Raw genomic sequence first — 26,448 nt, forward strand, 5'->3', positions numbered from 1 at the left:
ATAAATAGGGTTTATAAAAAGGGTCTGTTGCTCATGTTGTAAACGCTGTGTACAACAATGTTTGAAATAGGTTAACGATATGAAAATGTGTATGCATGAAAAAAAGCAGTGAGCGGTCGCATAGCAAATTAAGCGGTAGGGAGTATGTAATTTCGCTCTACTGTTACGTGCAGTAAAATGCTAAAATCCGCGCAAATAATTACCAAGCCGTATCAAGCGTTTTACCGCAATACTCAATTTGCGCGGAAAAGCATTGCTTATCCGTTATAAAACGCGCCTGTAAATAATTGGTTTACAGGGATAATAGATAACGAAGATAAGTATTGATGTCAGATAAAAAGCTTCTAGAAGAGATTAAAAAGCGACGTACGTTCGCAATCATATCGCACCCGGATGCGGGTAAAACCACCATTACTGAAAAAGTACTGTTGTTCGGGCGCGCCCTGCAAACGGCGGGGACTGTAAAGGGGAAAAAATCGGGGCAGCACGCTAAGTCTGACTGGATGGAAATGGAAAAAGAACGTGGCATCTCGGTAACGACCTCAGTCATGCAGTTTCCTTACAGCGACCACTTGGTAAACCTGTTAGATACGCCGGGACACGAAGATTTCTCTGAAGATACCTATCGTACACTAACGGCGGTTGATTCGTGCCTTATGGTAATCGACGCGGCTAAAGGTGTAGAAGACAGAACCCGTAAGCTAATGGAAGTTACCCGTTTGCGCGATACGCCAATTGTGACTTTCATGAACAAGCTAGACCGTGATATTCGCGATCCTATGGAACTTCTGGATGAAGTAGAAACCGAGCTTGATATCCTGTGCGCGCCAATCACTTGGCCAATTGGCTGTGGAAAGAGCTTTAAAGGTGTATATCACCTTCACCGCGACGAGACTATTTTGTATCAAAGCGGCCAGGGTCACACGATACAGGACGTGCGTATCATTAAAGGGTTAGATAATCCTGAGTTAGATACTGCAGTAGGAAGTGACCTAGCTGAAACCTTGCGTGAGGAGCTTGAACTCGTTCGTGGTGCGTCTAACGAATTCGATAAAGAACTATTCCGTGAAGGCCAGTTAACGCCAGTATTCTTCGGTACAGCATTGGGTAACTTCGGCGTTGACCACATGCTTGACGGATTGGTTGAGTGGGCGCCTGCGCCACTTGGTCGTGAAACCGAAGAAGGCACAATCGAAAGCACCGATGGGAAGTTCAGCGGCTTTGTCTTTAAGATTCAGGCCAATATGGACCCGAAACACCGTGACCGTATCGCGTTTTGTCGTATTGTGTCTGGCAAGTACGAGAAAGGCATGAAAATGCGCAACAGCCGCTTAGGCAAAGATGTGCGTATCTCTGATGCTCTGACTTTCTTAGCGGGTGATCGTGCTTTACTAGAAGAAGCTTATGCTGGCGATATCATTGGCCTGCACAACCACGGTACTATCCGCATTGGTGACACCTTTACTTCGGGCGATAACTACCGTTTTACTGGCATTCCAAACTTTGCGCCAGAGCTATTTAAGCGTATTCGTTTGAAAGATCCACTCAAGCAAAAACAATTGCTGAAAGGCCTTATTCAGCTTTCTGAAGAAGGTGCAGTTCAGGTGTTTCGACCCCTTGCAAACAACGATTTGATCGTAGGCGCGGTTGGTGTGCTTCAGTTTGATGTGGTAGTGGCACGACTTAAAGCCGAATACAATGTAGATGCACTTTACGAGCACGTGAACGTTGCAACAGCCCGTTGGGTTTACTCGGATGATGAGAAGAAACTAGACGAGTTCCGCCGTAAAGGTGAGCAGAACCTTGCCCTTGATGGAGGCGACAACCTGACGTACATCGCGCCAACAATGGTGAACCTGCAGCTATCGCAAGAGCGTTACCCAGATATTCAGTTTACGAATACGCGCGAAAATTAAGCTAGAAAAAATTAATTAAAGATAATATACATTATGAACATACATGCACTATTAGTTAACCGTTTCACTGAAGCGCTACAAGAAATGGGCGTAGAAAATGCGCCAGTGCCAGTTTCGCGCAGTGCACGCCCTGAGTTTGGTGAATACCAGTTTAACGGCGCTATGGCCCTTGCCAAGCAGCTTAAGCAAAAGCCTCGAGATATTGCAGAGAAGATTGTTGAGATCGTTAAACTTGACGATATTGCCAGTAAATTAGAAGTGGCTGGTCCTGGCTTCATTAACGTACATTTAAACGACGATTGGCTGTCTAATCAGTGTGAGCTATCGCTAACCGATCCGCGCTTGGGTATTGCTAAGTCAAAAGAACAGAACATTGTTGTAGACTATTCATCGCCTAACTTAGCCAAAGAGATGCACGTGGGCCACCTGCGTACGACCATTATTGGCGACGCTGTGGTTAAAGTACTTGAGTTCTTGGGTCACAACGTAATTCGTCAAAACCACATGGGCGATTGGGGCACCCAGTTCGGCATGTTGCTTGCGCACCTATCAGACAAGCTTCAAGAGGAAGTAGCGGAAACTGCGCTTTCTGACCTTGAAGACTTTTATCGCGAAGCCAAAGTACGTTTCGATGAAGAAGAAGGCTTCGCCGACCGTGCCCGTGAATACGTAGTTAAACTGCAGGGCGGCGACGCTCAGTGTTTGGCGCTGTGGGAAAAGTTCATTGATGTGTCTATTGCTCACTCTGAAGAAGTTTACGACAAGCTAAACGTAAGCCTTACCCGTAAAGATATTATGGGGGAGTCTGCGTACAACCACGACCTAGCTAATGTGATAAGCGACCTTAGAGAAAAAGGTATTGCGGTTGAAGACCAAGGCGCGCAGGTGGTGTTTATTCCTGAGCTTGCCGATAAGGAAGGTAACCCAGCTGTTTATATTGTTCAGAAGTCGGGTGGTGGCTATCTTTACGCAACTACTGACCTTGCTGCAATGCGCTATCGCAGTGGCAAGCTAAATGCCGACCGTACGCTTATTCTTACAGATGCTCGCCAAGCCCTGCACTTCAAGCAAACTGAAATTGTAGGCCGCAAAGCAGGATTCATGAAAGAAGAGCAAACTTACGAGCATTGTCCATTTGGTATGATGCTAGGCAGTGACGGTAAGCCATTTAAAACCCGTACTGGCGGCACGGTTAAACTGGTTGAGTTGCTAGATGAAGCCGTAGAACGTGCAGGTAAGTTGATTGCTGAGCGCGATAACGATTTAAGTGAAGATGAGCTTAAAGAAGTTGCCCGCAAGGTAGGTATTGGCGCGGTAAAATACGCTGATCTATCTAAAAACCGCACAACCGACTACATGTTTAACTGGGACTCAATGCTAAGTTTTGAAGGTAACACGGCGCCTTACCTTCAATACGCGTATACCCGAGTGAAAAGCTTGTTCAGAAAAGCGGGTGTTGATATGGCAACTATGCCGGTAGATATCAATATAGTTGAGAAACAAGAGCATGCGCTAGCCGTGTTACTGATGCAGTTTGAAGAAGTAATTGGCATGGTATCTCGTGAAGCGACACCTCACGTGTTGTGTACATATCTATACGATGTGGCTTCAGCGTTCATGACGTTCTACGAAGCTTGCCCAATGCTAAAAGATGGGATTGAGCCAACTGTACGTGATAGTCGTTTAGCACTGTCAGCTTTGGTTGCCAAAACCCTAGAGCAGGGTTTAACCCTACTTGGCATCGAGACACTAGAAAAAATGTAGCGTTCGCGGTACAACATAGGTAGTGATATTGAAAAGGCTGACTTTGATTGTCAGCCTTTTTTTATGCTTACCGCTAACGGTTAAAGCTACAGTTCATCGGTGCAAACATTTTCTTTTACCGTTTGTTTAGAACCGGAAAAGGTGCTGAATACTCAAAAGTCGAAAACTACAAAAATACAACTCAAAATAAAGACAGGAAAATCCAATGACTAAGATCCTTGCATTTGCAGGTAGTACCCGCAAAGGTTCGTTTAACCAAGCTATTGTTAACATCGCTGCTGAAGGCGCACGCGAGGCTGGCGCAGAGGTTACCGTTATCGACCTAGCCGACTTTCAAATGCCATTATTTAATGAAGATGAGGAAGCCGAGTTTGGCATGCCTGAAAAAGCACAGGCGTTCAAAGAATTGCTAATGAGTCATGATGGTTTTCTAGTTGCCTCACCAGAATACAACTCTAGCTATCCCGCACTGCTAAAAAATGCTATCGACTGGGCATCACGCATGGGGGAAGGCGAAAAGCCATTGCAGGCATATCGCGGTAAGGTGGCTGGAATTATGGCTGCGTCTGCTGGTGGGCTAGGTGGCATGCGCGTGCTGGTGGTGCTGAGAATGTTACTTGAAAATCTAGGTACTATGGTGCTGCCAAACCAAAAAGCTATTGCGAAGGTAAATACGCTTATGGAAGATGGCGCAATTACGGATGAAAAGACGATTAAGCAGCTTAAAAATTTGGGTAAAGAAACGGCTGAGTTGGCTGGTAAGCTAGCGAAATAATAGTCGTTGGTACAACATCTTATAGATACACAGAAAGCTCGGCTGCAAATTATTACAGCCGAGCTTGAATTTAGTTTATGCCACGCTGAGTTTCCAAATAGCTAGCAAAACTGCCAAGCCAATGGCTTCCCATGTAGTGCATATCACCAAACACCGCGTTTAATCCTGCTTCACGGTGTGCTTTTAGCGTTTTCTTCAGTACTGGTAAGCGTGCGTCATCGTCTGGTAAAGCGCTTATAATGCCTTCAATCATCCACGCACGGCTGATGTTTAGCCCGTCTAGGTGAGCGAGCTTACCATCCGTTTTGTCTGTCACGGTCGCAGGCGCAAGCCAACTTGATTTTTCAGCGGTTAGGTCTGGAAAGAATGCTGAAAGCCATTGGCTGTAGTCTTTTTTAGCCATTACTCGGCGCATTAGGTCGGCTTCAGCCAAGCACGGTGATAGAAAATCCTGCCCTGAAGGCTCGTAGGCTAGGGGGCATTGCTTATCAGCCTGGTAATATTCTTTTACTCTAGATGTAAGCAGTGCTTCAAAGTCCCTGTTATCTGCTACCTTCGCCCAGTCTAACATTAGTCCAAAAGCAAAGGCGGTTTGGCTGTGTTCACCCGTTCGAATAGGGTAAGCCAATTTAGGTAACCACGCACTTACTCTTGCCACAATTTCTTCCTCAAGTGGTAGTAGCGTGTTCAGCCATTCCTTTGCTTCTGGAATTGATGATTGGCGTAGTTCCGCGGTTAATTGTAGAAACCAAGCAAGGCCATAGGGGCGCTCAAATGATGCATTGTTTTCGCGCTTCAGGCTAGCCAGTTCACCTTGAATGTTCTCTGTAGTAAAGCTGGTGTCGAGCTTTTCAATGATCTCATCTTTATCCACCGCGTCTTGCGCAGTATTTAACATCCTTACCAAAAGCCAATGGCCATGGACCGACGAATGCCAGTCTAAACAACCATAAAAGGCCGGGTACAGTTTACTAGGCGCTTTAACGTCGTCGGCACTATTCATCATGTGTTTTACTACATTCGGAAACTCTTGATGAATGCAGTGAAGTGCAAGATTGGCGAAAACGCTTTCGTAGTTGTTGTTAGAAGTACCAGTGGAGTAACTTGCATCTGTATTAATACTGCTGGTGCTAACAGCATCAGCTGTCGGTGCACTAGCAGCGAAGGCGTTGGGGGTAGCGATTATGGCAGTTAATGCAACACTGCTGCGAATAATGTTCTTTATTTTCATCTTTATTTTAACCATGGCTTCGTGAGCTTTTTCAATTACAAATCTATCGCCAATGTATAGTGAACCATGGTTTGAATAAAGTGCTGCGCGACGTATAGCGTGCCAGCACTTTAAGTAGCAGCTTAAAATGTAAACCGAGCTGCCCTAGTTTTAATTCAGCTTTCGATACTTTCTAGTTTGTCAGTAAACACTTTTGTACAACCAATATTGTTTAGTACCCACTGTGCGTTGTAATAGGTGTCGCCATACCTCTCCCCGCTGTCGCACATAAGCGTAACTATTGAACCCGCTTCACCCTGTTGATTCATTCGTTTGGCAATACTTAACGCGCCCCATAAGTTGGTTCCGGTAGAGGGGCCGGCTTTTATTCCCATGGTATTGTTTAACCAATGCATAGTAGCAATACTGGCCGCGTCGGGAACTGCGATCATGTCGTCTATAACGTCATGCTGAAAAGAGGCTTCCACTTTAGGGCGTCCAATCCCCTCTATGCGGCTTCCGCGGGTAGCGGTAAGTGTATGATCCTTATTTTTGAAGCTATCAAAAAACACACTGAATTCTGGGTCTACTACAACGAGTTTTGAAGAGAGGCCTTTGTATCGTATGTAGCGGCCTATAGTTGCTGACGTTCCGCCTGTTCCTGCACTCATAACCACTGTGTGTGGCACAGGGTGGGGCTCGGCTTTCATCTGCTCAAAAATACTTTCAGCAATATTATTATTTCCGCGCCAGTCTGTAGCGCGCTCAGCGTAAAGGAACTGATCCATAAAGTAGCCGTTAATTTCTTTCGCTACCTTAGTGGCTTCGCTGTGCATTTGTGTAGGGCAGTCAACAAAATGACATTGACCACCATAGCGTTCAATAAGCGCGATTTTACTCTGGGCGGTAGACTTAGGCATGACGGCAACAAACGGCACACCAATCATTTTTGCAAAGTAAGCTTCAGACACGGCCGTACTGCCTGATGATGCCTCTACCACAGTCGTTCCCTCTACAATTTTTCCATTACACAAGGCATAAAGGAAAAGAGAGCGGGCCAAACGATGTTTTAAACTACCCGTGGGGTGAGTGCTTTCATCTTTTAAATAGATGTCGATACCTTGAAATGCTATTTGCTCAAGCTTTATCAAATGGGTGTCTGCAGAGCGCTGATAATCTGCATTAATGGTATTGATCGCTTTTGAAACCCAGCTTTTCATAACACTTCTCTCTTTCTATTAACCTATTGGCGATTACTTAAAAATGCGCTGCAGTTAGAGTTCAAAGGCGCTGTACTCTATAAACGCCAGAAAAAGAATATCAGTACAATACGAGTAATGGATTCTATTATTTCACTGTGTAGCTGGATTTATGCAATTAAATTGCGTTCAGCACTTTAATTGTGCAATTATTTTTTAAATTGATCGTGCGCGAGAGATTGAGCGTTTGAGAGATTGAGAGATTAAAACTAACCCAGGGTTGTGAAGACAAGGGGAAAAAATAGACGAAAGGAAGGTAAATCTATTACACAGCGATCTCACTAAAATGTACGCAAAATTCGAGCAACAGGGGTAGTACTAAACCTCCCCTCCCACAACCAACAAAACCTAAAGCGGTAACCTTCCACTAGAGATCAGCCCCAAAATAACCCCCGCAAAGCCACTGCCAATACCCAGCACTAAACATGCATAATTCAACACCTTCATAGCACCAGTGGTTTTCTTTTTTGTGTTACCACTTTCATTGAACTCTGCATTTTCGTGTAGAAAAGCCATACTTCTTATCATCAACACGAATAAACCAAAAGCAAATATAGCGTAAGTCACCACCGGCGCCACCCAACCAAGAGTGAGTTCATATGCTGCGGTGATAACCAGCCCCCAAAGTAAAACCCAGGCGATAAGTTCGTTTCGGTAGCGTTTCATAATGCGTTTACTGTCTTTGTTTGGCAAGTTTGACAGCGCCGTCTTCGATGACCACATGATTGCCAATACCGCCATAAATGCACCGATGAGTGACCCGCCTAAAATACTTAACGCTTTCAACCAGAAACTACTTCCCGCTTTGCTTCCCGCCGATACTGACGTTAGGTTGCCTGATACCATAGCAGCGGCAACAGGCCCGCTTGGGGTGATTAAACCCAGAACCACAGCGCTAAAACCAATACTGGGGGCTGTACTGTAAATAGCACTACCTACGTGTTTTAGCATCTCACTTTTCAAAGCAACCCGCGCACGAGAAAGCTTTTTTCGTACGGAGGATTCAGTGAGGTTAAGTAATTGTGCCACTTGTTTGCTAGATTGCTCTTCACGATAGTAAAGCAGTACTATTTCTCTGCTTTCCTCAGAAAGCCGGTCGATAAATTGAGCAACTAGACGCTTGTGTTGTTCTTGACTAAGTTTTTCATATTGCACGTCATTGGCAGTAGCCATTTGAGCTAACAGTAAATCGGCTTCATCGGAATCTACACGGGCGTTAACTCTGTTGTCTCTAAGGAAGTTCAACGCCGCATATCGCGTGGTTTGCCTGAGCCAAGGCAAGAAACTTTCCGGCTTATTCAGTTGCTTCAAATTTTGCCATACTCTGACGAACACTTGCTGAGCTATTTCTTCGCTATCATCCACATCTTTCACAATTGCTAGCGCAATGGTACTTACCAAATTCTGTGAACGACAAATAATACGCTCGTAAGCTTGCTGATCGCCCTGTTGAGCCAAAATAATGTCTGCACTCTCTATGTGTGCTATCTGCTCTTTCAACATCCCTATTTCTCCAAAAATGAGCGAATTTGATTCACCAACCATATCGGTTGGTCGTACATAATAAAATGACGCGCTTCTGTGTTCATAACCACTTTAGCATTCTTTACATCAACAAATTGTTGTTCATATAAATACTGTGCGTGCTGGTATTGAGCATCGTCACTAAAGCCTCCCGATGCGCCCAACATAAGTATAGGGGTTTCGCTGTGTTTGAGAGGCTGCCTGAGATCTCTTGTCATTACTTCATACATAGCATTTCCAGCCGTCGGCGGGTGAGATTTTTTTGCCATTTCGATGATGCGAGCTTGATCGTCAGGCCCTGTGGCTTGAATAAAAATACCGCGTCTTGTTTGCTCTGCCAATTGGTCAGGATTCATTGCACTAAACATAGCCTTAAGTGCTTGGGCTTGCGGCTCAAGTTGACTTACTTCAGTATCGTTACTGCGCGTAAAAACAGGCCCAATAAACGGCAAGCCATCTATTGATACCACTTTCCCAATTATCTCTTCATGCTCTGCAGCTAGGGTTAACGCTATTAACCCTCCCATGCTATGCCCCACGACATGAGGCTTGCTTAGCTTGTTGACTGCAATATAATCGCGAAGCTCCTTTATTAACGTGTCGAAATTAAATTCGCCGTTTTGAGGCGTGTTCCCAAAGCCTTTTATCGCAACAATATGAACATCAAACTGCGAATTAAAATGTTCTGTAATCTCCTCGTAAACCGACGCGTTCGACATCAAACCAGGGATAAATATAATCGCTTTTTTATTCGTGTTATTTGCGTGTTGTTCAACAATAGCAGTGCCTAGATTTGTAATACGCTCATCACTGTGAGTGGCCATAGTTTTGGTTTGTAACGCAGTTGGTATTACCACGCCTAAAATCAGCATAAACACAGCAAATATCTGCCAAAATCCAGTGGACTGAACCAAAGCAGTCCTCTTTAGACCCTGTAATAGCCATTTGCTCACATGTAAGACCCGTTTCATATTCGTATTCCTCTCGTTTATAAAAATGGACAGCAAATTATTTGCTGGACATATAACTAAGAAACACGGCAGGAGAAAAGTGTGACAACATTTATGCTGGTAAGTCGTAAAAGGTATCTGTAATACATGGGGGGGGAATAAAAAGGGGGGCAGAATCTGAGAGAGCCCCACGAATTTAATTGGGTTAAATACTTTAATGGTGTAGTTATTTTTTTAATAATCGTGCGCGAGAGTTTGAGAGATTAAAACTAACCCAAGGCTGTGAAAACAAGGGTAAAAAAATAGACGAAAGGAAGGTAACTTTAGGAAAGGTTCATTGCACCTAACGCTAAACAGACCCTAGCTATTCCTCAGAACAAAAAAGTTCAGAATCCTCTTCTATATTGGTATCGTTAGCAAACGACTTTATTAAAAGGTAACAACATGAAAATTAGGGCGCTTTTCTTTGCCACAGCTCTTTTACCCGCGTTATGTGTATCTCCGTTGGCTTATTCGAAAGAAGAGCAAATGCTAAAAGTTGCTACATTTAACGTAAGTATGGAAGCCACCAACTACAAAGCCTTGGGCATGAAGCCGAGCGATAAAGTACTTCAACACGTTCTGTCTACGGGCGAGCACCCTCAAGTTAAAAATATTGCTGAAATTATACAGCGTGTTAACCCTGATATTCTGATGCTGAATGAGTTTGACTACATTGCAGATAAGCGTAGAGGGGTGGGAGCGTTTATTAAGAATTACCTAAATGTTTCACAGAGTGGCCTCAAGCCAGTGGATTACCCTTATACCTATGTGGCGACAGTTAATACGGGCGAGCCAACGCAATTTGATCTGGACAACAACGGTAAAGCTGAGGGTTTTGGTGGCGATGCCTATGGGTTTGGATTATATCCAGGACAATACGGTATGGCGCTACTGTCAAAATACCCAATTGATGTTGAGGGTATTCGTACTTTCCAGACGTTTAAATGGCATCACATGCCTCACCCACAGGTCCCCATTATTCCCGATGAGAGTGGAAGTACTGATAATGGCGAGCCTTGGTATGATGTGGAAGAGTGGGCCGCACTAAGGCTAAGCTCCAAGTCTCACTGGGACGTGCCAATTAATGTGGGTGGTAAGACTGTACATGTGTTAGCCATGCACCCAACCCCACCGAATTTTGATGGAAGCGAAGACAGAAACGGAAAGCGCAATTTCGATGAAATAAGGTTGATGGCAGATTACCTTTCTCCTGACAAAGGCGCATATATCTATGATGACACGGGGGAAAAAGTTAGCCTCGCAAACAATGCGCGCTTCGTGCTAGTCGGGGATTTTAATGCTGCCGATATCGGGGACAAACATAGAGAAGGTGTAATAGAACAGCTTACTGAACACCCGCTCGTCAATAACGACACAATCCCAACAAGTGCAGGCGGTGCAGGCGCGTCAGGTGCTAAGTTCAGCAATCGTTTTACCGCCTATTGGGGCGCCAGAGCCGACTATGTTCTACCATCTCGATATGGATTCGATGTACATGATGCAGGCGTTTTTTGGCCAGCTAAAACGAGTGACCTGTATCGATTAGTTAAAGATCGTGCCGCCAGCTCAGATCACAGGCTAGTCTGGGTAAGCTTGTCGCTAGAACAAGATAAATAAAGGTCATTAATCGATTTCCCATTATTTACTTATTGTTTCATATCACTAGTAATGGCCGCGGCAAGCGGCCTTATGTAGCCTTATATAGCGTATTTTAGCCCTATTTAGTCTAGCTGCGCTTTTCAGTTTTGAGCTGACACCGAATTAAATATTGTGAAGTAGGCAACTACCACTAAGTTAGCTACAAACCAAAGGTCTTTAATAACGAACTGCCCTAGACGGTTAACGATGGTGGCACTATTAAAGGTATTAGGCACGCTAAATAAAAACGTTTGAGTCATCAAAAATACGGATAAACAAGCGATTCCACTCGTAATGATCATTGGCTTGTTCTTAGTGTAAATACCTACGCCCAAAACAAGAGCAAAGAAGACGTCAAACCCACCAATTACATTCGATGCTCCCTGTACACTGAACACGTCATAAAGCCACGACATAAACGGCGAGGTTTCTACTAACCCAACAATTGCATTGGCTTCAAACTCGAAAAACTTCATGCTTCCTATCCATAGTAAAACCATGGCTACAGGTGCAAAGTTAAGGTAGGTCAACTGTTTATGCGAAAGTTTGTCGCGATAAAACAAGAACAGAAAAAGCGGTAATACTGCGAAGTACTTGATGATGCCTTGACCACTTCCGATAATCGGGAAGCCGCCTAAATCGGCCATCCATCGCCCGGAAGATAACAAGGTGAGTAGGGGGATTGCGGTAACCAACGCAGCGAATAGCGTAACCGTTTTTGGTGACACTAGCTCAAATCGTGCAGCAAATGTCATTAAGGCTAGCAGCAATAATGTAATCCCAGTGATAGCACCAAGTGCACTTTCGCTAACCATTGCACCTAACGAGTAGAAGTTAAAAGTCGTTATTAGTGCATTAGGGTTTGCACCCAGTAAAAATGTTAGGCCAAGAACAGAGAAGCTGAAAGCTATTAAGGCGGTTACCAGGTTTTCGGTTTGTTGTAGTGTCATAAAGCACCCGTAAATACTGCAAGTTTTGCGAAGTGTATGTAGAGACCTGCCTAGGTATCACTAAAATTTCAATGGTTTGATAATTTATTGGGCATAGCGCAGCGCACGAATAAGGATTTATTGAAAAAATAAGAACTTATCTAATAGCCGTGGTCATAAGTATCGCAGGTTTAAAAAAGCGTGGCTTTTGAGTAGTGGTTGTTTAAAAAGTAAAACAAATAGAGGGAAAGAATGAAACAGGCAAGCGTTAAGATACAGCATCGGTTTGGGGCCTGGTTGGCAGTAGGCTTGGGTGCAACTTTAACGGCTTGTGGCGCGCAGCCCCCAGAAGTCATTGAGCAGCCTATAGCAAGTGTTGAAGAAGTTGAAAAATTAGAGCAAGTTGTTGATACCTCTTTGCCGTTAGTACAGCAGGCCTATTCCATAAAGTCTGAAAAAGTGTGTGATAAGCAGGGGGGAAACTGGAAGAAAGTAGGCCGACAGCAGGCGTATGCTTGTGTTTTACCTGCGAACGATGCCGGCAATACGTGCAATGACAGCAGCGAGTGCGAAGTGGCTTGTGTTACGGGAAACAATCAGGTGGATGCTGGGCAAAAAGCCAGTGGGGTGTGTTTAGAAACTACCGACCTATTTGGCTGCAGAGCTTATGTGTCTAATGGTGTGGTGGAGCATACTCTGTGTGTTGATTAAACGAGCGTTAAATGAAGCGCACGCCATCAGTAGTGCGCTTCATGGACAATGCGTTAATTAACGTTCGGGAAGTCGAGTCTGTCCAGTTCGCTCGCCGTCTCATTACATTCGCCTAATAGGTGCAGTCTATCTTCGGTTTGATGTGTATCGATTTCTATATAGCCTGTTTGGCAATAACCTGTTTCATCCAATTTTTCATTAAGAGAGGCATAGAGTTGCTCTGTCATTCTCTCACTGCTATCAGAAGATTTTTGTGCTGAGCCTCCTCGGCTTTCTTGCCCACCACGGCCGCCACGACCACCACCTTCACCACCACGGCCGCCTCTGCCGCCACCACCTTTAGCGCCTTCTCGCGGTTTCATTAATGGAATGCTAAACGCAAAGAGCTTAGTACCATCTTGCTTAATTTGAGTTTCAAAGAATATTTCGTCCATGTCTAACGGCGGAGGGCGATGAGCACACGCACTGACAATTAAAGAAGTTGTTATTACTAAAAGTGTTTTTTTCATTTTATTTTACGCTTATTTGAACCACGTCACTTTGAGACTCAAAGGTCTTTTAAGTTGCAGTTGCCAGTGTAAGTTTTAAGTAAAGTAATCATGCGCCCTAAAAAGGTTTACCGTTTTACCGCTGCGCTAATTGTGCAACACTTGCGTATTCATATTTTAAATCACTTGCATCCGCAATTTGCTTATTTACAGGGATAGGTTCCATGCTTTCCAACATCATTCGCTTTGCGAAAAACATCGTCGTGTCGTTAATTGCAATCTTTGTGTGTTTTGGTGTGCTCGACTTCTTGTGGCTTGGCGTTATTGCGGATGGCTGGTATCAAAGTGAAATGGCTCCTCTGCTTAGAAGTCAATTTATCACGTGGCCTTGGGTGGTTTTTTACCTCATGTATGGATGTGTGGTGTTTGTACTTGCCGTGGTAGCGAACAGAGAGAAGTCGTTACTTTATGCTGGGATCGATGGCGCGCTTCTAGGGTTGGCCAGTTATGGCGCCTACAATTTAACGGCGTACAGCATTATTGAAGGTTTTACTTTGTTTATCATGTTGATTGATTGGACGTGGGGCACGTGCCTAACCAGCGCAAGCGCCATGGCCGGCTGGTTAGGGTTTCAACTGGTTAAGGGAAAGAGTAGCGAATAATGCGTTTTAACACGCTGGCGTATTGTTTTAAAAAGCCGCCAGTGTTGTAGTGCATACCGTGTTCTTCGAATACGGCTTTTACCTTGGGCGCCATCTCTCGGTAGCGTCTGGCTGGGATGTCTGGAAACAAATGATGCTCAATCTGAAAGCTTAAATGCCCGGTAAGCACGTGAAACAGATTTCCGCCCTTTATGTTCGATGAGCCCAGCGCTTGTCGGTAGTACCATTGCCCTCGAGTTTCATTAATACAATCTTCTTCTTTAAACGTTTCCACATCACCAGTGAAATGGCCGCAAAAGATAATGGTAGATGTCCATAAATTGCGTAGTAAATTGGCGATAAGGTTACCGGTAAATACCCATAAAAATAACGGCCCAGCTAGCAAAGGAAATAGCACATAATCTTTTACTAACTGACGTGCGCCCTTGCTAAAAAAGCGCTTCTTTAGTTCACTATGAGTAACCTGATTCTTTCGGTTGTTTTTCTTCTTCCCAAAAAAGACCCGCTCAGCGGCCATTTCGTGATACGACACACCCCACTGAAATAAAACGCTAAGTACGATGTAAGTGGCGAACTGCCATAGGTTTTTTACACGCCATTTAAAGTCGTTAGATAGACGAAGCAAACCGTAGCCAAAGTCTCTGTCTTTGCCAATAATGTTGGTATAGGTGTGATGTTCGTAATTATGAACGCGATTCCAGCTTGCGCCATCACAGGCAATATCCCACTCATAGCCTTTCGAGTTAATATGTTTATCGTTCATCCAGTCGTACTGACCGTGCATCACGTTGTGGCCAATTTCCATATTGTCGAGTATTTTAGCCGTTGCTAAGCTTAATACGCCGGCAACCCAAAGCAGCGGTTGAATGAACCCCAACATCAGGAGTATCCGGCCGCTCCATTCGCAAATACGCTGAATGAGAATAATGCGTCGAATATAGGCGGCATCTTCAGCACCTACTTTTTGTTTGATATCGGCTTTGATTTCATCAAGTTGGGCGGCAAGTCGCTCGTAGTTAGGTTTCTTTTCGGTGCTCGTTGCCCCAACTACTTCACTCTTATGAGTTTCACACTCCGGTAGGCGTGCTTGTTCAATTGCTGCTTCACGGTGTTGTTTGTCTATTGCAACGCTAGTGTTCATAGTTGGATCTCCACATCGGTAACGGCTTGTGATACACACAACTGAATAAGTTGTTCTGCGCTATCTGAAAGTTCGCCAGTACGGGTATCTCTTACCACGCCCCTTTTCTTAACACATTGGCACTGATGACAAATTCCCATTCCACAGCCATAGGTCACAGGTTGCTCTGCTTGTTGAAGCTGTGAAAGCAGGGTTTGCTGATTGTCGATAGTCAAAGATTGGCCATTGTGAATCAAAGAGAAGGTTTCGCTTCCGGTAAGGCTGGTGTTGCTCACCACAGGTAGCGCAGCGAAATGTTCGCTTGAAACAGGCGCGCTAATTGTTTTTGCATAAGTTTCTACTTGCTCGAACATGGTATGTGGGCCACACACTAACCAGTGCGAATCAGCAAAGTAAGATAAATGGGCTTCTACGTCCCCATCTTTTTGCTTAGTTAAAACATCATAGGTGAAGCTTTCACAGCGTTTACTGAAGGCAGATAGCTCGTTAAGCAATACGTGTTCATTGGGCTTAGCAAAATAAAGCAAATGCACCGCTTTTTGGTTTACCTGTGCATTGTTAATAGCATCGTCAAGCATGGCAATGAAAGGGGTAATACCTGAGCCACCCGCAATCATAAGAAGAGGCTTTTGCGTTTCAGGCCATACAAACTCTCCCATGGGGGCTGAGATATTTACCCATTGATTAGGCACACAGGTATGTAGGTAAGGGGTTAGCGCGCCTTGGGCTTTTACCTTAGTCACCAAGCGGATCTGCTTGTCTCTTTGGTGGCTATTAGCACCACTTGCTATGGTAAATACACGGGTGGTGAGCCTGCCGTTAATTTCGATGGTTAACGCGATGTGCTGCCCCGCGGTATGCGTGGGCCACGAACTATCCGGCTCAAGTACCACTTCGAGCATATCCGTGCTTAAGTTTTTTACTGTTACAACTCTGGCTCTGAAATATCCATCGCGCCATGCGGGTTTAATTTGCTGCATCAGTACTTCCCAATAGCCCTTCCAAGAGGCGTGGTGGAATATACGATCAGTAAATTTATCTAGTAATAGTCTCAATGTAGAAATCACACCTATTTATCGTCGAAATATTTTCAATACAAATAAAGATAAAAATATTTAAGCGTACAAGTGTACGCTAGTTCAGCGCACAAGTGTAAGCTTAATTTTGTCTGCGTCAAGAGGGGAGGCGAGAAATTTGGGATAACGTCGTCGAAATGCACCGGTACTTTTGTGAAAAATGCAAAAGTGCTTTGTTAAAAGTACGGGTTCTAACCCAGCTTTAGGGCCATATATTTACCGTTATCTAAACGTGTAAATTTAAAGAGTAAAGTTTAAAGGACTGTATTATGAAACTATTTGAAAGCCTATCGCTGTCTGGAAAAACGCTTAACAATCGAATTGTTATGCCTCCAATGACTCGCTCCCGCTCAACACAGCCGGGAGATGTGCCCAACGCATTAATGGCTGAATATTACGCTCAGCGCGCAAGTGCTGGTCTAATTGTCAGCGAAGGCACACAAATTTCGGCACTCGGTAAGGGGTATGCGTGGACACCAGGTATTTATACCGAGGCGCAAATCGAAGGCTGGAAGTTGGTAACAGATAAAGTCCATGAAGCGGGTGGTGTAATGTTTGCGCAACTTTGGCACGTGGGCCGCGTATCCCACCCTTCAAATACAGAAGGACAGCAGCCAATTAGCGCATCAGCGATCCAAGCAAAAGGGGTAAAAGTATTTGTTGATGAAGGCGGCAACCCTGGCTTTGTTGAGTCGGTCATGCCACGCGAAATGAGCATTGAAGATATAAAGGCCGTGGTAGAAGAGTATCGCGTTGCGGCGCGCAATGCCGTAGATGCCGGATTTGATGGCATTGAGTTGCATTCGGCTAATGGTTACTTGCTTAACCAGTTTATTGATTCTCAGAGTAATGCAAGAACTGATGAATACAGCGGGGGTGTACAGAACCGTATTCGATTCTTGAAAGAAGTAGTGCAGGCTGTGTCTGAGGAAATTGGCGCTGATAAAGTAGGTGTACGTTTAGCGCCCCTAACAACATTAAACGGGACGGTCGACGACAATCCCGAAGAGACCTATCTTGCTATTGCTTCCATGCTTAATAGTTTCAAGATTGGCTATATGCATATTGCGGAAGCCGACTGGGACGATGCACCGCAAATGCCTATATCTTTCAAACAGGCTATTCGCGAAATATTCAGTGGTATATTGATTTATGCAGGAAAGTACGACAAAGCGCGCGCCGAAAAAGCATTATCTGAAGGCTGGGCAGATATGATCGGTTTTGGTAGACCCTTTGTGGCGAACCCCGATTTGCCCTATCGATTAGAGAACAATTTACCGTTAAATACGCACAACCCTGATACCTTGTTTGGTGGCGGTGAGAAAGGCTATACAGATTATACATTTGCTAAATAGCCGTAAATGTTATGGGGTGGACACTGCTGCGCATAAAGGAGCTGGGCTTCTTTATGCGCTTTTTAAACTATCTATACGCGCTGCAGTTTATAATTAAGAAAACGTTAGTGTTTTTAGTTAATTTACGTTCGGCCAATTGCAATGCGATTGAAATATCACACCTCGCCTAGAAGTTGCGGTTTCGAAATAGCCAAGCGGCGATACCACTTCCAGCTATCAACACTGAGGTGACCAGCCATAGTTTTGAAATAGGCGTACCATTGGGGCACTGAAGCGCCATAGTTGCGCCGGCTAAATTCTGACAGTCAAAAAGTTGGCCTAATGCCAATACTAAGAGACCAAGCAGTACTCCGATAACAGCATAAGACAAATTATTTAACGACATACTTTTCCTATTACTTTTCCATTTATCGCTTATAACGACTTTATGGTTTGCCCTGCACACTTGTGGGAAGCGAGAATGTGCTAAACCAGTGCATTAAATTGAGATGCCAAGAAGCGTTTAATGCTTTATAAGTTTTATCTTATGGGCTTAGAGCGTATTACCAATGCTTACTGTAAGCCGTTTAACGGTAATATTATTCAATTCACCTCAAGCGACTAAAAAAGTTCGCTAGCGTGTACAAAAACTGGGTCGCAATATTTGCGCCAACCCCTATCAAAATTCCTTCAAATTCGGTACTATCCGCGGTCTTAATTTTTTAACGAAATAAGCGGACTATGTTTGAAATAAACCCCGTTACTAATGCGATAAAAGATATCCGCGAGCGCACCGAAGCGCTTAGGGGGTATCTTTGACTTTGATGCAAAGTCAGAGCGTTTAGAAGAAGTTAGCCGAGAGTTAGAAAGTCCTGATGTTTGGAACGAGCCAGACAGAGCGCAGGCACTTGGCAAAGAAAAAGTGGCCCTTGAGCAAATCGTTGAAACGATCCATAAGCTCGATCAGGGTACAGAAGATGTTGAAGGTCTTGTTGAATTGGCGGTTGAAGCCGAGGATGAAGACACCTTCGTTGAGGCCCAAAGTGAACTAGAAGGCTTAATTGAACAACTAGAGGTGCTTGAGTTTCGCCGTATGTTCTCTGGTCCAAATGATGAGAACGACTGCTACATTGATATTCAGTCGGGCTCTGGTGGCACAGAGGCGCAAGATTGGGCCAATATGCTGCTTCGCATGTATTTGCGTTGGGGTGAAGCCCACGGTTTTAAAACTGAGCTTATTGAAGTATCAGACGGTGATGTAGCTGGGATTAAAAGCGCAACTTTGCGTATTCAGGGCGAATATGCATTTGGTTGGCTACGCACAGAAACAGGCGTACACCGCTTAGTACGTAAGTCACCGTTTGACTCGGGTAACCGCCGTCACACGTCATTTTCATCAGCGTTTGTATACCCAGAAATTGACGACGATATTGATATAGATATCAACCCGTCTGACTTACGTATAGATACCTATCGCGCATCGGGCGCAGGTGGACAGCACGTAAACAGAACGGACTCTGCGGTACGTATTACCCACGAACCAACGGGCATAGTGGTGCAGTGTCAAAATGATCGCTCGCAGCACAAAAACAAAGATCAGGCGATGAAGCAGTTAAAAGCCAAACTTTATGAGTTTGAACTGCAAAAACAAAACGCTGAAAAACAAGCGATGGAAGACAGCAAATCTGATATCGGCTGGGGAAGCCAAATACGCTCTTACGTTTTGGACGACTCTCGCATTAAAGATTTGCGCACTGGCGTGGAAACACGCAACACCCAAGCCGTGCTAGATGGCGACTTGGATAAATTTATTGAAGCCAGCCTGAAATCTGGGCTGTAAACCGAACAACGAAGTGAAAGGTTATGACTGACCAACAAACAGACGATAACAAATTGATTGCAGAGCGCCGTGCTAAGCTAAGCGCTATTCGCGAGCAGTGCCGTGCGAACGGTTTCCCAAACAGCTTCCGTCGCGAAAACTATGCGGATGAGCTTCAAGCTAAGTTCGGTGAATTCGACAAAGAAACGCTGCAAGAGCAGGGTAATAAGGTAAGCATTGCTGGCCGTATCATGGCAAAGCGTGGTCCTTTCATGCTGCTTCAAGATATGACTGGCCGTATTCAAGCTTACGCTGATAAAGATACCCAAAAAGCCCTTAAAGCGAAATACGGAGCGCTGGATATTGGTGACATCATTGGCGTAGCGGGCGACTTGCACAAGTCAGGTAAAGGCGACCTATACGTAAACATGGAGCAATATGAGCTGCTTACTAAAGCACTGCGTCCATTGCCAGAAAAGTTCCATGGTTTGAGCGACCAGGAAACTAAGTATCGCCAGCGCTACGTTGACCTAATTACAAGTGAGCAAACACGCAAAACCTTTATGATCCGCAGTAAGATCGTAAACGGTATTCGTAACTACCTTACTGAGCGTGACTACCTAGAAGTAGAAACGCCGATGCTACAGGTTATTCCAGGTGGTGCGACTGCGAAGCCGTTTGTAACTCACCACAATGCGCTAGACATCGATATGTACCTGCGTATTGCGCCAGAGTTATACCTTAAGCGCTTAGTCGTTGGTGGTTTTGAGCGCGTGTTTGAAATTAACCGTAACTTCCGTAACGAAGGTTTATCAACACGCCACAACCCAGAGTTCACTATGCTTGAGTTCTACCAAGCGTATGCAGACTACAATGACCTGATGAACCTTACAGAAGATATGCTTCGTACGTTGGCGGAAGATATCCTTGGTACAAGTATCATCAAAAACACAACCAAAGATGCTGAAGGTAATGTTACGTCTGAAGTCGAATACGACTTTGGCAAACCGTTTGACCGCTTAAGCATGGGTGAAGCCATTCTTAAGTACTGGCCAGAAGCTAACGAGGAAGCGATTCGCGACCCAGAGGCGAACCTTGACGCGCTTAAAGCGATGGCAAAACAGCTTCACATCAAAGAGCCTGAAGTTGACGGTATTTGGGGTGCAGGTAAGTATCTTTGTGAAATCTTCGAAGCAACAGCGGAAGAAAAGCTTGAGCAGCCTACGTTTATTACAGAATATCCGTGGGAAGTATCACCGCTTGCCCGTCGTAATGATAATAACCCATTCATTACTGACCGCTTCGAGTTTTTCGTAGGTGGACGTGAGTTAGCGAATGGCTTTAGCGAGTTGAACGACCCAGAAGACCAAGCAGAGCGCTTTGCGAAGCAAGTTGAGGAAAAAGATGCAGGCGATGATGAAGCTATGCACTTTGACGACGATTACATTCGTGCCCTTGAATACGGCTTACCGCCAACAGCGGGTGAAGGTATTGGTATCGACCGTCTAGCGATGTTGTTTACCGATAGCTCTACCATTAAAGATGTTATCTTGTTCCCACACATGAAGCCTCAAGCGCCAAAAGATGGCCAAGAAGCGGGTGAGCAAGAGTAAAAACGGTTATAAACGCTAAGGCTTTAAACACTTAGCGCTTTAACACGCTCTACCAAAAGGGTGTTCTCGGGAGCGGGGATACCCTTTTTCTTTGCCATTTCCACAATATAACCGTTAATGGCGTCTATTTCTGTTTGCCTGCCGTGAGCAATATCTTGATGCATACTGGAGTAGTTTTCACCTGTTGCTTTAGCTACCGACAACACGTTTTTTAGTACCTCATCTTCATCGAAGTTAAACCCATATGCGTTAGCCACTAGCGTGAACTCATGGCATATCTTGCGGCGAGTTTGCTCAAATTCAGCATCAGCAATGTGCTTATTTTGAATATCGTGAAGTGCCGTTAGTGGATTAATTACGGCATTGACGGAAAGCTTGGCCCACAGTGCTGTTAAAATATCACTTCGGTATTGCACAGGCGGAAGCGAACTATCTAAAGTAGCAATTGCATTTGCAAGCTGTGGTGCTACTTGTAAAAGGTCTGCAAGCTTTTGAGGTATTGGCTTAACTAAATTAGGCGCGCCAATTTGCGTTGCTCCTAGCCCTGTATACTTCACATGAAAATCGCCGCTTGATGTGCTTTCCTTTAACGCGCCATGGCTCGTTGTAGCAAGAAGCAGCGGATAATCGGCGCCTAACAAATCTCGTGCAACCTCTAGCCCGCCCATACCATTGTGCATCAGCACAACCGTCGGTTTTTGATTGAGGTAAGGCAGCCATTGTTTTAGAGCAGCGTTAAGTTGATACACTTTAAGAGGGAGTATTAACACGTCACCTTTTTCAAGAATGACAGGCCCTAGCATAGCAGTTTTTAGCTCAATGCTTTGACCATCTTGCCATTGTGCGCGAGCAGGCATGGTCCTAATATTTCTGGGGTAGCAATCATAGGGCACGCCATTTTTATGAGCGCTCGCTGCAATTAAACTCCCGATGGCACCGCCACCGACTATATGTAGTTTTCCCATTAATATCTGTCAAATGTTGTATTAGGTTACTGTTTTACTTGTACGGAACGGGTTTACCTTGATGACGCTCTTATAAAGATTAAGTTAAGAAGCGCGCTGGAATCGACGGCCATGGGTAAGTGTCTGGTGCATTAAGCGCCTCAACCCAAGTGTGCACGTCTTCTTGGCTAATTACTTCGCCCGCATCAAAAGGTGCGGTTACTGATAATTCACCTTTCGATAGAGGAAGGCGCAAGTGCCAAGCATGAAGGTAGAGCCTGTCTGACGCCGCACCGCCGTAAAGTGTATCACCTAAAATAGGGGCCCCGACGCTTTTAAGCGCGACTCGAATTTGATGGGTTTTCCCTGAATGAGGTTTAACAACGAAACCACGAGTTCCCGATCTAGCTGCGCTACTGAAAAACTGAGTTATCGCTGGGCTTTCCTGAGTTTTAAGCAAAATACGCTGGCCGCCGCGACGATTTTTCATATCGCCGATTATCATGCCCTGTTTCTTTTTAGGTTTGTTACTGCTTAAGGCTAGGTAGTATTTGCTGACGCGTCTTGATGAAAAAAGTTCGCCGATTTCTGCCGCCACCGTGGCATTTTTAGCTAAGCATAAGCATCCTGAGGTACCGGTATCTAGGCGGTGACAAAGGTGCAATTCTTTAACGGCGAGCTGCTTTTTTAAAACAGTAACAATACCGTCTACCCTTCCTGCTTTAATACCTTTCGTTGGATCTTTTTTTACGCCAGTGTCGTCGACAGCGTCGTGCATGGCAACGCCAACAGGCTTATTAACGACGATAAGATCAGCGTTTTCAACGAGGATAGGAATGTGTAGCACTAGCTATTTTCTAACTCTTCGATAGCTTCTTCATAATCTAGCTCGTCAACCGCATCGATAATAGCCGTGCGTTTTTCTTGAGGTAAGGCAAGGGCGTCTAGCCACTCGTCTAGTTTATCCTGCGCAATAAACTCACTGGCTTTAAGTGCCGCTAATAATTGCTTTCGAGCTTGCTCAGCGGCAGCGCCATTTGCAGGGGCAGAAGCGGTAACTTCTGGCTCTTTGATTAATGCATCTACCGTGGTAATTGTCTCATTTAGCACGGCGACAAACGCAGGGTATTCATCAGCGACTTGTCTGTCGTTTCGAAAGCTGCTTTCAACTGGCTTGCTTGCGTTGTGAAGAGCAAACATACCTAGATTTCCTGTTACGCCCTTGAGGGTATGAACAAGTGAATAAGCCTCAGTGAAGTCACCCTTTGCAATATGCGCTTGTAGGTCAGCATCAAGAGAACGGTATTCGTCCGTGAACTTACCTAGTAGGGTGAACAACAGTTTTTTGTTACCACTTAACTGTGACATTCCGAAGTCTATATCGAGTACTGTTGTTGACTGATCCATACATCTATCCTTTTATTTCGCAACTTCTTTTCGGACAATTTCTAGTCCAAACGCAAACCATTTGTCAGTTCATTCGTACCACTTAACGAATTCAACTGGCTAAAGCCTTTATTACTAAAGACTATGAAGTGTAAGTGTATTTCAGAAATACACAAATTAATACAATCATAGCAAAGTCGAAACAAGTAAAGCGTTAAAAAGTCTGGTAGTCTTCAAAAATTCGCTCGCGCTTTTGAAATCGCAACTTCATTCTTGACCGCCAAGTTAAGTGGTTACGGCAAAATGTAGTTAGAGTGAAGGCGAGTGAAAACATGTAGTAATTGAAAAGGAATCATCATGTCAGGAAAACTGACCCTTCGTACCCTCTTAATGGCCATAGGCGTCATTGCAGTATCAGCGTGTCAGCACGTGCAGGAAGAACAGGCGAATAGTAAATCAGATACCGCCGCAACGACATCAAATAGCGTTTCTATTCCTTATGAAAAATATACGCTTGATAACGGGCTAACTGTCATCCTTCACGAAGACCATTCTGACCCGCTGGTTCACGTCGATGTAACCTATCACGTTGGTTCGGCACGAGAAGAAATTGGCAAATCTGGCTTTGCCCACTTTTTCGAGCACATGATGTTTCAAGGGTCAAAACACGTTGCTGATGAGCAGCATTTTAAAGTTATTACAGAATCTGGCGGCAATTTAAACGGCACGACTAATACCGACCGCACTAACTACTTTGAAACTGTGCCGGCAAACCAGTTAGAAAAAGTGTTATGGCTTGAGTCTGACCGAATGGGCTACCTGCTAGAAGCCGTAGACCAAACCAAGTTTGAAAATCAAAGAGAGACAGTTAAGAACGAACGCGCACAGCGGGTAGACAATCAGCCTTATGGGTTGCGTTTTGAGCTTAATGGCGAAGCACTTTATCCTGAAGGGCACCCGTATTCGTGGATGACCATTGGTTATGTAGAAGACTTAGATCGGGTAGACGTAAACGACCTGAAAGCCTTCTTTAAGCGCTGGTATGGCCCTAACAATGCTGTGCTAACCATAGGTGGCGATATCGATGTAGCTAAAACTAAAGCCTGGGTGAAGAAGTACTTCGGCGAAATACCAGCTGGCCCCGCAGTAGAAGAGCCTGAGCCTCAGCAGGTGACGTTAAACGAAACCCGTTATGTCACCCTTGAAGATAAGGTTCACCTTCCACTTCTTCAAATAACCTATCCAACGGTATACGGTCGCCACGAAGATGAAGCGCCGCTTGATGTTTTAGCCGATATTTTAGGTGGTGGTAAAACTTCATTGTTTTATAAAAACTTAGTAAAAGAGGGCATGGCAGTGCAGGCCGTGGTGTCTCACCCTTGCCGTGAACTCGCCTGTGAATTTCAGCTACTTGCCTTGGCTAATCCTGCAAAAATCACCTCACTCTCAACACTTCAAAATGTGCTGAATGAAACACTTAAAGAGTTTGAAACAAGAGGTGTCACCACCGATGATTTAGCGCGAACAAAAGGTAAAATTGAAGCGCGTACGGTGTTTGGCTTACAAAGTGTGTCTGGCAAAGTGTCAGCCCTTGCTGCTAACGAAACTTTTTATCAAACGCCCGATTTAATAGCCGAAGATATTGAGCGCTATAACGCGGTAACGGCTGAAGACATCATGCGCGTTTATAATAAGTACATTAAAGATGCCAACAGCGTAGTGCTAAGTGTAGTGCCAAAAGGGCAGGTGCAACTAGCTGCGGCGGAGCAAAACTTTGAGCGGCCGGTAAGAAATATTGAGATAGAAACCACAGAAGTTACAGATGACGACGCCTTTACCAGCGCAGTATCAAGTTTCGATAGAAGCGAAATGCCCAAAGCTGGCGAGGCACCGGTTGTAGAAGTCCCTGATTATTGGGAAGCTGAACTTGCTAACGGTATAGAAATGCTTGGCGTTACCAGTACTGAAACTCCAACGGTAACGTTGACCCTAGGCATGGACGGTGGCATGTTGCTAGACCCTGAAGGTAAAGCTGGGACGGCTTATCTGACCGCTTTGCTTATGAATGAAACTACAAAAAATTACAGTAACGAAGAATTGGCTAACGAGCTTGCTAAGCTGGGAAGTGCTATCCGTTTCAGCACTGCTGGTAGGTATTCGCAAGTCTATGTATCAACATTAACTAAGCATCTAGATGAAACCTTAGCACTGTTAAAAGAAAAGTTGTTCAACCCAGCGTTTACGCAAGAAGACTTCAACCGCATGAAAGAGCGAGTTGTACAGGGGCTACAGCAGCAAGCGAAAACGCCTTCAAGCCTGGCGCGTCGTGCACGAGATCTCATCTTGTTTGGGGAAGAGAATCGCGTAAGCCTGCCTGACGAAGGTACATTAGAATCAGTACAAAACATCACGTTAGAAGACGTTAAAGCGTTTTACACCAATTATTACTCACCTGATAAAGCGAGTATTGTTGTTGTCGGTAACTTACCGAAAGAAGCTATGGTGAATACTTTAGATTTCATCGGTCAGTGGCAAGGTAACACCTATGAGTTCGCTGATTACAGTGACTTCCCTAAGTATGAAGAAAATCAGATATTCCTGGTAGACAGTCCAGAAGCGGTACAGTCAGTGGTATACCTCGTTGATCGAAGCCTGCCTTTTGATGCAACGGGTGATCACTTTAAGTCCCGTCTTATGAACTTTCCGTTAGGTGGGGCATTTAATAGCCGTATAAATCTCAACTTGCGAGAAGATAAAGGTTTCACCTACGGAGCAAACAGCGGTTTTGTGGGTGGTAAAACCCTTGGGTGGTTTGAAGCAAGTACCGACCTAACCGCTGCCAATACAGGTGAAGGCATTTCTGAGATTCTAAAAGAGATTAATCGCTACCGCACTGAGGGCGTGACTGAGGAAGAAATAGCCTTTATGCGCAATGCCTTTACGCTAAGCGATGCGTTAGAATTTGAAACGCCTGCTAGTAAAGCGCGCTTCTTAAGACAGCTGCTTAGTTACGACTTGGAGAAAGGCTATCGTGAAGAGCAGCTTACTATTATTAACAATATTGATAAGGAAACGATGGATGCGTTAGCAAAGCAATATTTGAATCTCGATAAGATGCAAATTATTGTAGTAGGTGATAAAGCCAAAATTTTGCCTCAGTTAAACGCGCTATCGATGCCAATTATCGAGTTATCAGTAGAGAGTAACACCCGAGAAACGTTAAACTGATAGATTGATTTTTGTTGAATTTACACTATTGCCCCCCAT

The 26,448-nt window shown here is 44.7% G+C and carries 22 protein-coding genes; 10 read left to right on the plus strand and 12 right to left on the minus strand.

The features are described 5' to 3' along the window. Window positions 1-326 precede the first annotated feature (326 nt). The 3 genes from prfC (at window position 327) to IW644_RS00895 (ending at window position 4,455) form a co-directional block, all read left to right on the plus strand. Window positions 327-1,916 carry a peptide chain release factor 3 gene (gene prfC / locus IW644_RS00885; RefSeq protein ID WP_269916032.1) on the plus strand — a complete coding sequence of 530 codons (1,590 nt, stop codon included), beginning with the start codon at window positions 327-329 and terminating at the stop codon, window positions 1,914-1,916. Window positions 1,917-1,949: 33 nt separating this feature from the next. Next, window positions 1,950-3,680 carry an arginine--tRNA ligase gene (gene argS, locus IW644_RS00890; RefSeq protein WP_269916033.1) on the plus strand — a complete coding sequence of 577 codons (1,731 nt, stop codon included), beginning with the start codon at window positions 1,950-1,952 and terminating at the stop codon, window positions 3,678-3,680. A gap of 205 nt (window positions 3,681-3,885) precedes the next feature. Next, window positions 3,886-4,455, plus strand: a complete 570-nt coding sequence (locus IW644_RS00895) for an NADPH-dependent FMN reductase (RefSeq protein ID WP_269916034.1) — start codon at window positions 3,886-3,888, stop codon at window positions 4,453-4,455. A 70-nt stretch (window positions 4,456-4,525) separates the two neighbouring features. Here the strand turns inward: IW644_RS00895 and IW644_RS00900 are convergent, their stop codons facing one another. From IW644_RS00900 to IW644_RS00915, 4 genes are all read right to left on the minus strand, one after another. Beyond that, complete coding sequence (locus tag IW644_RS00900) at window positions 4,526-5,782, minus strand: DUF2891 domain-containing protein (RefSeq protein WP_269916566.1); 1,257 nt, start codon at window positions 5,780-5,782, stop codon at window positions 4,526-4,528. A gap of 59 nt (window positions 5,783-5,841) precedes the next feature. Then, the gene (locus tag IW644_RS00905) at window positions 5,842-6,885 is read right to left on the minus strand and encodes a PLP-dependent cysteine synthase family protein (RefSeq protein ID WP_269916035.1); all 1,044 of its coding nucleotides are present in this window, start codon (window positions 6,883-6,885) and stop codon (window positions 5,842-5,844) included. Between the two features lie 387 nt (window positions 6,886-7,272). After that, complete coding sequence (locus IW644_RS00910; RefSeq protein WP_269916036.1) at window positions 7,273-8,427, minus strand: RNA polymerase sigma factor; 1,155 nt, start codon at window positions 8,425-8,427, stop codon at window positions 7,273-7,275. 2 nt (window positions 8,428-8,429) lie between these two features. Beyond that, the gene (locus IW644_RS00915; RefSeq protein WP_269916037.1) at window positions 8,430-9,419 is read right to left on the minus strand and encodes an alpha/beta fold hydrolase; all 990 of its coding nucleotides are present in this window, start codon (window positions 9,417-9,419) and stop codon (window positions 8,430-8,432) included. A gap of 423 nt (window positions 9,420-9,842) precedes the next feature. Here IW644_RS00915 and IW644_RS00920 point away from each other — a divergent pair, with 423 nt between their 5' ends. Next, a complete protein-coding gene (locus IW644_RS00920) occupies window positions 9,843-11,057 on the plus strand; it encodes an endonuclease/exonuclease/phosphatase family protein (RefSeq protein WP_269916038.1) in 1,215 nt (404 codons plus the stop codon). A gap of 122 nt (window positions 11,058-11,179) precedes the next feature. Here the strand turns inward: IW644_RS00920 and IW644_RS00925 are convergent, their stop codons facing one another. After that, a complete protein-coding gene (locus IW644_RS00925) occupies window positions 11,180-12,028 on the minus strand; it encodes a DUF417 family protein (protein ID WP_269916039.1) in 849 nt (282 codons plus the stop codon). Between the two features lie 231 nt (window positions 12,029-12,259). Here IW644_RS00925 and IW644_RS00930 point away from each other — a divergent pair, with 231 nt between their 5' ends. After that, window positions 12,260-12,718 carry a hypothetical protein gene (locus tag IW644_RS00930; protein WP_269916040.1) on the plus strand — a complete coding sequence of 153 codons (459 nt, stop codon included), beginning with the start codon at window positions 12,260-12,262 and terminating at the stop codon, window positions 12,716-12,718. A gap of 53 nt (window positions 12,719-12,771) precedes the next feature. On the opposite strand, the gene IW644_RS00935 is transcribed toward IW644_RS00930, so the two are convergent. After that, window positions 12,772-13,227, minus strand: a complete 456-nt coding sequence (locus tag IW644_RS00935) for a hypothetical protein (RefSeq protein ID WP_269916041.1) — start codon at window positions 13,225-13,227, stop codon at window positions 12,772-12,774. A gap of 203 nt (window positions 13,228-13,430) precedes the next feature. Between IW644_RS00935 and IW644_RS00940 the strand changes: the two genes are divergently transcribed. Beyond that, a complete protein-coding gene (locus IW644_RS00940; protein ID WP_269916042.1) occupies window positions 13,431-13,868 on the plus strand; it encodes a DUF2177 family protein in 438 nt (145 codons plus the stop codon). Here IW644_RS00940 and IW644_RS00945 read toward each other — a convergent pair. Both IW644_RS00945 and IW644_RS00950 read right to left on the minus strand, forming a co-directional pair. Next, entirely contained in the window at window positions 13,846-15,009 is a 1,164-nt protein-coding gene (locus tag IW644_RS00945) for a fatty acid desaturase family protein (protein ID WP_269916043.1), read from the minus strand. The two genes, IW644_RS00940 and IW644_RS00945, sit on opposite strands and share 23 nt — an antisense overlap. Then, window positions 15,006-16,064: a flavin reductase family protein gene (locus IW644_RS00950; protein ID WP_269916044.1), complete on the minus strand. Its 1,059-nt coding sequence runs from the start codon at window positions 16,062-16,064 to the stop codon at window positions 15,006-15,008. The genes IW644_RS00945 and IW644_RS00950 overlap by 4 nt, the downstream gene beginning before the upstream one ends. Before the next feature lie 290 nt (window positions 16,065-16,354). Here IW644_RS00950 and IW644_RS00955 point away from each other — a divergent pair, with 290 nt between their 5' ends. Beyond that, entirely contained in the window at window positions 16,355-17,440 is a 1,086-nt protein-coding gene (locus IW644_RS00955) for an alkene reductase (RefSeq protein ID WP_269916045.1), read from the plus strand. 166 nt (window positions 17,441-17,606) lie between these two features. Here the strand turns inward: IW644_RS00955 and IW644_RS00960 are convergent, their stop codons facing one another. Then, window positions 17,607-17,825, minus strand: a complete 219-nt coding sequence (locus tag IW644_RS00960; RefSeq protein WP_269916046.1) for a hypothetical protein — start codon at window positions 17,823-17,825, stop codon at window positions 17,607-17,609. Window positions 17,826-18,160: 335 nt separating this feature from the next. Between IW644_RS00960 and prfB the strand changes: the two genes are divergently transcribed. Both prfB and lysS read left to right on the plus strand, forming a co-directional pair. Then, a protein-coding gene (prfB, locus tag IW644_RS00965) for a peptide chain release factor 2 (RefSeq protein ID WP_179982739.1) occupies window positions 18,161-19,259 on the plus strand; the annotation gives its coding sequence in 2 pieces (ribosomal slippage) (window positions 18,161-18,235 and window positions 18,237-19,259; 1,098 coding nt in all). A 23-nt stretch (window positions 19,260-19,282) separates the two neighbouring features. Next, window positions 19,283-20,851: a lysine--tRNA ligase gene (lysS, locus tag IW644_RS00970; RefSeq protein WP_269916047.1), complete on the plus strand. Its 1,569-nt coding sequence runs from the start codon at window positions 19,283-19,285 to the stop codon at window positions 20,849-20,851. Window positions 20,852-20,874: 23 nt separating this feature from the next. Here lysS and IW644_RS00975 read toward each other — a convergent pair whose 3' ends face one another. The 3 genes from IW644_RS00975 to IW644_RS00985 form a co-directional block, all read right to left on the minus strand. Beyond that, window positions 20,875-21,816, minus strand: a complete 942-nt coding sequence (locus tag IW644_RS00975) for a ketopantoate reductase family protein (protein WP_269916048.1) — start codon at window positions 21,814-21,816, stop codon at window positions 20,875-20,877. A 79-nt stretch (window positions 21,817-21,895) separates the two neighbouring features. Then, the gene (locus IW644_RS00980) at window positions 21,896-22,642 is read right to left on the minus strand and encodes a pseudouridine synthase (RefSeq protein WP_269916049.1); all 747 of its coding nucleotides are present in this window, start codon (window positions 22,640-22,642) and stop codon (window positions 21,896-21,898) included. Next, entirely contained in the window at window positions 22,642-23,202 is a 561-nt protein-coding gene (locus IW644_RS00985; RefSeq protein ID WP_269916050.1) for an Hpt domain-containing protein, read from the minus strand. The genes IW644_RS00980 and IW644_RS00985 overlap by 1 nt, the downstream gene beginning before the upstream one ends. Before the next feature lie 336 nt (window positions 23,203-23,538). Here IW644_RS00985 and IW644_RS00990 point away from each other — a divergent pair, with 336 nt between their 5' ends. Then, complete coding sequence (locus IW644_RS00990; protein WP_269916051.1) at window positions 23,539-26,409, plus strand: M16 family metallopeptidase; 2,871 nt, start codon at window positions 23,539-23,541, stop codon at window positions 26,407-26,409. Window positions 26,410-26,448 lie beyond the last annotated feature (39 nt).

The organism is Alteromonas sp. PRIM-21 (assembly GCF_027563165.1).
Classification (GTDB): Bacteria; Pseudomonadota; Gammaproteobacteria; order Enterobacterales; family Alteromonadaceae; genus Alteromonas; species Alteromonas macleodii_A.